At 50.9% G+C, this 5,828-nt stretch carries 2 tRNA genes and 3 rRNA genes; all 5 read right to left on the reverse strand.

What is annotated here, in order from left to right:
- Positions 1-12 precede the first annotated feature (12 nt).
- A 5S ribosomal RNA gene (gene rrf, locus KW843_RS26580) occupies positions 13-125 on the reverse strand.
- 143 nt (positions 126-268) lie between these two features.
- A 23S ribosomal RNA gene (locus KW843_RS26585) occupies positions 269-3,147 on the reverse strand.
- 371 nt (positions 3,148-3,518) lie between these two features.
- Positions 3,519-3,594: transfer RNA gene (locus tag KW843_RS26590), tRNA-Ala, on the reverse strand.
- A gap of 33 nt (positions 3,595-3,627) precedes the next feature.
- Positions 3,628-3,704: transfer RNA gene (locus tag KW843_RS26595), tRNA-Ile, on the reverse strand.
- A 91-nt stretch (positions 3,705-3,795) separates the two neighbouring features.
- Positions 3,796-5,328: ribosomal RNA gene (locus KW843_RS26600) — 16S ribosomal RNA — on the reverse strand.
- The 16S, 23S and 5S rRNA genes sit together here with 2 tRNA genes alongside, the layout of an rRNA operon.
- Positions 5,329-5,828 lie beyond the last annotated feature (500 nt).

Genomic DNA, 5,828 nt, shown 5'->3' on the forward strand with positions numbered 1-5,828 from the left:
TGGGCTGTAAGAGCCTGACGATGACCTACTTTCACACGGGAACCCGCACTATCATCGGCGCAAAGTCGTTTCACTGTCCTGTTCGGGATGGGAAGGAGTGGTACCAACTTGCTATGGTCATCAGGCATAACTTGGTGCTGGGCTGTTCGTGGAACAGCCTGGCGAATTCATAGAGTTTGGAATCAGATTTTGTGTCTTTTGACTGCGTCAACTTGGCATAACAATCTTTGAGCTTTGCACACTTGCGTGTGTTGGCTATCAAAGTTATAGGGTCAAGCCGCACGAGCAATTAGTATCAGTTAGCTTAACGCATTACTGCGCTTCCACACCTGACCTATCAACGTCCTGGTCTTGAACGACTCTTTAGGGGGCTCAAGGCCCCGGCAGATCTCATCTTGAAACGAGTTTCCCGCTTAGATGCTTTCAGCGGTTATCTCTTCCACACTTAGCTACTCGGCAATGCCACTGGCGTGACAACCGATACACCAGAGGTGTGTCCACTCCGGTCCTCTCGTACTAGGAGCAGGCTTCCTCAAATCTGCAGCGCCCACGGAAGATAGGGACCAAACTGTCTCACGACGTTTTAAACCCAGCTCACGTACCTCTTTAAATGGCGAACAGCCATACCCTTGGGACCGGCTACAGCCCCAGGATGAGATGAGCCGACATCGAGGTGCCAAACACCGCCGTCGATATGAACTCTTGGGCGGTATCAGCCTGTTATCCCCAGAGTACCTTTTATCCGTTGAGCGATGGCCCTTCCATACAGAACCACCGGATCACTATGTCCTGCTTTCGCATCTGCTCGACTTGTCAGTCTCGCAGTTAAGCACGCTTATGCCATTGCACTATCGTCACGATGTCCGACCGTAACTAGCGTACCTTCGAACTCCTCCGTTACGCTTTGGGAGGAGACCGCCCCAGTCAAACTGCCTACCATGCACTGTCCCCGATCCAGATAATGGACCTAGGTTAGAACCTCAAACACACCAGGGTGGTATTTCAACGTTGGCTCCATGAGATCTAGCGACCTCACTTCAAAGCCTCCCACCTATCCTACACAGATCTGTTCAAAGTCCAATACAAAGCTACAGTAAAGGTTCATGGGGTCTTTCCGTCTTTCCGCGGGGAGATTGCATCATCACAAACATTTCAACTTCGCTGAGTCTCAGGAGGAGACAGTGTGGCCATCGTTACGCCATTCGTGCAGGTCGGAACTTACCCGACAAGGAATTTCGCTACCTTAGGACCGTTATAGTTACGGCCGCCGTTTACTGGGACTTCAATCAAGAGCTTGCACCCCATCATTTAATCTTCCAGCACCGGGCAGGCGTCACACCCTATACGTCCACTTTCGTGTTTGCAGAGTGCTGTGTTTTTATTAAACAGTCGCAGCCACCGATTTTTTGCAACCCCGTTGGGCTCGCCTTGTACAGGTTCACCTACTTGGGGCATACCTTCTCCCGAAGTTACGGTATCAATTTGCCGAGTTCCTTCTCCTGAGTTCTCTCAAGCGCCTTAGAATACTCATCTCGCGCACCAGTGTCGGTTTGCGGTACGGTCGTCAATAGCTGAAGCTTAGTGGCTTTTCCTGGAAGCAGGGTATCACTCACTTCGTCTGCAAGCAGACTCGTTATCACCCCTCATCTAAGCCCGGCGGATTTGCCTACCAGGCACGACTACAGGCTTGAACCAACATATCCAACAGTTGGCTGAGCTAACCTTCTCCGTCCCCACATCGCACTATTGATCGGTACAGGAATATTGACCTGTTTCCCATCAGCTACGCATCTCTGCCTCGCCTTAGGGGCCGACTCACTCTACGCCGATGAACGTTGCGTAGAAAACCTTGCGCTTACGGCGAGGGGGCTTTTCACCCCCTTTAACGCTACTCATGTCAGCATTCGCACTTCTGATACCTCCAGCATCCGTTACCAGACACCTTCACAGGCCTACAGAACGCTCTCCTACCACTTGCAATAAATTGCAAATCCGCAGCTTCGGTAACTGGCTTAGCCCCGTTACATCTTCCGCGCAGGACGACTCGATCAGTGAGCTATTACGCTTTCTTTAAATGATGGCTGCTTCTAAGCCAACATCCTGACTGTTTTAGCCTTCCCACTTCGTTTCCCACTTAGCCAATTTTAGGGACCTTAGCTGGCGGTCTGGGTTGTTTCCCTCTTGAGTCCGGACGTTAGCACCCGGTGCTCTGTCTCCCAAGCTGTACTCGTCGGTATTCGGAGTTTGCATAGGTTTGGTAAGTCGCCATGACCCCCTAGCCTAAACAGTGCTCTACCCCCGACGGTAATACTTGAGGCACTACCTAAATAGTTTTCGGAGAGAACCAGCTATTTCCAAGTTTGTTTAGCCTTTCACCCCTATCCACAGCTCATCCGCTAGTTTTGCAACACTAGTCGGTTCGGACCTCCAGTACCTGTTACGGCACCTTCATCCTGGCCATGGATAGATCACTTGGTTTCGGGTCTACACCCAGCGACTGATTCGCCCTATTCGGACTCGATTTCTCTACGGCTTCCCTATTCGGTTAACCTTGCCACTGAATGTAAGTCGCTGACCCATTATACAAAAGGTACGCAGTCACCCTTGCGGGCTCCTACTTTTTGTAAGCATGCGGTTTCAGGATCTATTTCACTCCCCTCCCGGGGTTCTTTTCGCCTTTCCCTCACGGTACTGGTTCACTATCGGTCGATTACGAGTATTTAGCCTTGGAGGATGGTCCCCCCATATTCAGACAGGATTTCTCGTGTCCCGCCCTACTTTTCTCTACCTTAGTACCACACGTCTGTTTTCGCATACAGGGCTATCACCTGCTATGGCCGGACTTTCCATTCCGTTTTGCTAACAGTCGTGCTATCAATAGAAGGCTCTTCCGATTTCGCTCGCCACTACTTTCGGAATCTCGGTTGATGTCTTTTCCTCGAGCTACTGAGATGTTTCAGTTCACCCGGTTCGCCTCGCATGACTATGTATTCATCATGCGATACCTCTTGCGAGGTGGGTTTCCCCATTCAGAAATCTCCGGATCAAAGCTTATTTGCCAGCTCCCCGAAGCTTATCGCAGGCTATCACGTCTTTCGTCGCCTGTAATCGCCAAGGCATCCACCACATGCTCTTAGTCACTTGACCCTATAACTTTGACGTTTCTTGCGAAACACCGCCGTCTAATCTTTCAAGGACTTGCCAGGTCTTTCACCTGACGCGTTATGCCGTAAACAACTTCAACCCTTTCGAGTTGTCATCGTATTACTTAAGAATTTCAAACTAGGTTTGAATATTCGTTTTGACGCAATCAAAAATTCTTGTTGCTAGCGGCACGGTCTGCACTAAACCTTTACGAATGTGCAGTTTCCGCTAGCAACTCTGATTCGACTCTATGAATTTTTAAAGAACAGCCGATTGATCAATCGATATTGATCAACAACAAAGAAGCCTTAACCGTTTCCAGTCAAAGCCGCTTTGGTGTTGAGTAATCTTCTTACTACCTACTACCGCAGTGTTGGTGGAGGATGACGGGATCGAACCGACGACCCCCTGCTTGCAAAGCAGGTGCTCTCCCAGCTGAGCTAATCCCCCAGTGTCCTCATACCGTATCCGTGTATTGGAATTTGGTGGGTCTAGTTGGGCTCGAACCAACGACCCCCGCCTTATCAAGACGGTGCTCTAACCAGCTGAGCTACAGACCCATTCCTCAGCTCCGCGAATCGCTTCGCAGGTCTGTGGCTTGTTCCAACAACCGATAAGTGTGGGCGTTCAATCTTGAATGCAGTTTTCCAGAAAGGAGGTGATCCAGCCGCACCTTCCGATACGGCTACCTTGTTACGACTTCACCCCAGTCACGAACCCTGCCGTGGTAATCGCCCTCCTTGCGGTTAGGCTAACTACTTCTGGCAGAACCCGCTCCCATGGTGTGACGGGCGGTGTGTACAAGACCCGGGAACGTATTCACCGCGACATTCTGATCCGCGATTACTAGCGATTCCGACTTCACGCAGTCGAGTTGCAGACTGCGATCCGGACTACGACTGGCTTTATGGGATTGGCTCCCCCTCGCGGGTTGGCAACCCTCTGTACCAGCCATTGTATGACGTGTGTAGCCCCACCTATAAGGGCCATGAGGACTTGACGTCATCCCCACCTTCCTCCGGTTTGTCACCGGCAGTCTCATTAGAGTGCCCAACTGAATGTAGCAACTAATGACAAGGGTTGCGCTCGTTGCGGGACTTAACCCAACATCTCACGACACGAGCTGACGACAGCCATGCAGCACCTGTGTTACGGTTCTCTTTCGAGCACTCCTCTATCTCTAAAGGATTCCGTACATGTCAAAGGTGGGTAAGGTTTTTCGCGTTGCATCGAATTAAACCACATCATCCACCGCTTGTGCGGGTCCCCGTCAATTCCTTTGAGTTTCAACCTTGCGGCCGTACTCCCCAGGCGGTCAACTTCACGCGTTAGCTTCGTTACTGAGTCAGTGAAGACCCAACAACCAGTTGACATCGTTTAGGGCGTGGACTACCAGGGTATCTAATCCTGTTTGCTCCCCACGCTTTCGTGCATGAGCGTCAGTACAGGTCCAGGGGATTGCCTTCGCCATCGGTGTTCCTCCGCATATCTACGCATTTCACTGCTACACGCGGAATTCCATCCCCCTCTACCGTACTCTAGCTATGCAGTCACAAATGCAGTTCCCAGGTTGAGCCCGGGGATTTCACATCTGTCTTACATAACCGCCTGCGCACGCTTTACGCCCAGTAATTCCGATTAACGCTTGCACCCTACGTATTACCGCGGCTGCTGGCACGTAGTTAGCCGGTGCTTATTCTTACGGTACCGTCATGGACCCCCTTTATTAGAAGGAGTCTTTTCGTTCCGTACAAAAGCAGTTTACAACCCGAAGGCCTTCATCCTGCACGCGGCATGGCTGGATCAGGCTTGCGCCCATTGTCCAAAATTCCCCACTGCTGCCTCCCGTAGGAGTCTGGGCCGTGTCTCAGTCCCAGTGTGGCTGGTCGTCCTCTCAGACCAGCTACAGATCGTCGGCTTGGTAAGCTTTTATCCCACCAACTACCTAATCTGCCATCGGCCGCTCCGTCCGCGCAAGGCCTTGCGGTCCCCTGCTTTCATCCGTAGATCGTATGCGGTATTAGCAAAGCTTTCGCTCCGTTATCCCCCACGATCGGGCACGTTCCGATGTATTACTCACCCGTTCGCCACTCGTCAGCATCCGAAGACCTGTTACCGTTCGACTTGCATGTGTAAGGCATGCCGCCAGCGTTCAATCTGAGCCAGGATCAAACTCTACAGTTCGATCTTGATTTTTTCGCTCTTTCGAGCAACTCATAATTAAGAATTGAAGTGAACTTCACTTCTCTCTCATGAGCGTTTGTAGTGCTAAGCACTAGTTCCAAAGAACTTGGCACTCGCCATCAAACGCCCACGCTTATCGGCTGTATATTTTTAATGAACCGGATCGCTCACAAAGACCGTAGTCTTTCCTTGCTTTCCCGACTTAGCTGCGATCAGCTGAGCCTTGAATTCTAGCACAGTTTTTGAAGAACTGTCAAACTTTTGAAAACTTTTTTGTTTTCATCACCTTTCAAACTCAGCACCTTGCGGCATCCAGTTCTACTCAGCGAAGCCTTGAATTATATACCGGTTTTTACACCACCTACAACCCAAAACCAAACTTTCTTCTTCCACCTTCTCAGCCCCGGCAACAACAAGGCCTAGACCCCATCATCACCCAAACCTCCAGCGCCCCGCATCTCTGCAGCACCGCCTCAGTAGCGAAGCCCTCGACTATAGCA

The organism is Acidovorax sp. sif1233, from assembly GCF_019218755.1.
Taxonomy (GTDB): Bacteria; Pseudomonadota; Gammaproteobacteria; order Burkholderiales; family Burkholderiaceae_C; genus Acidovorax.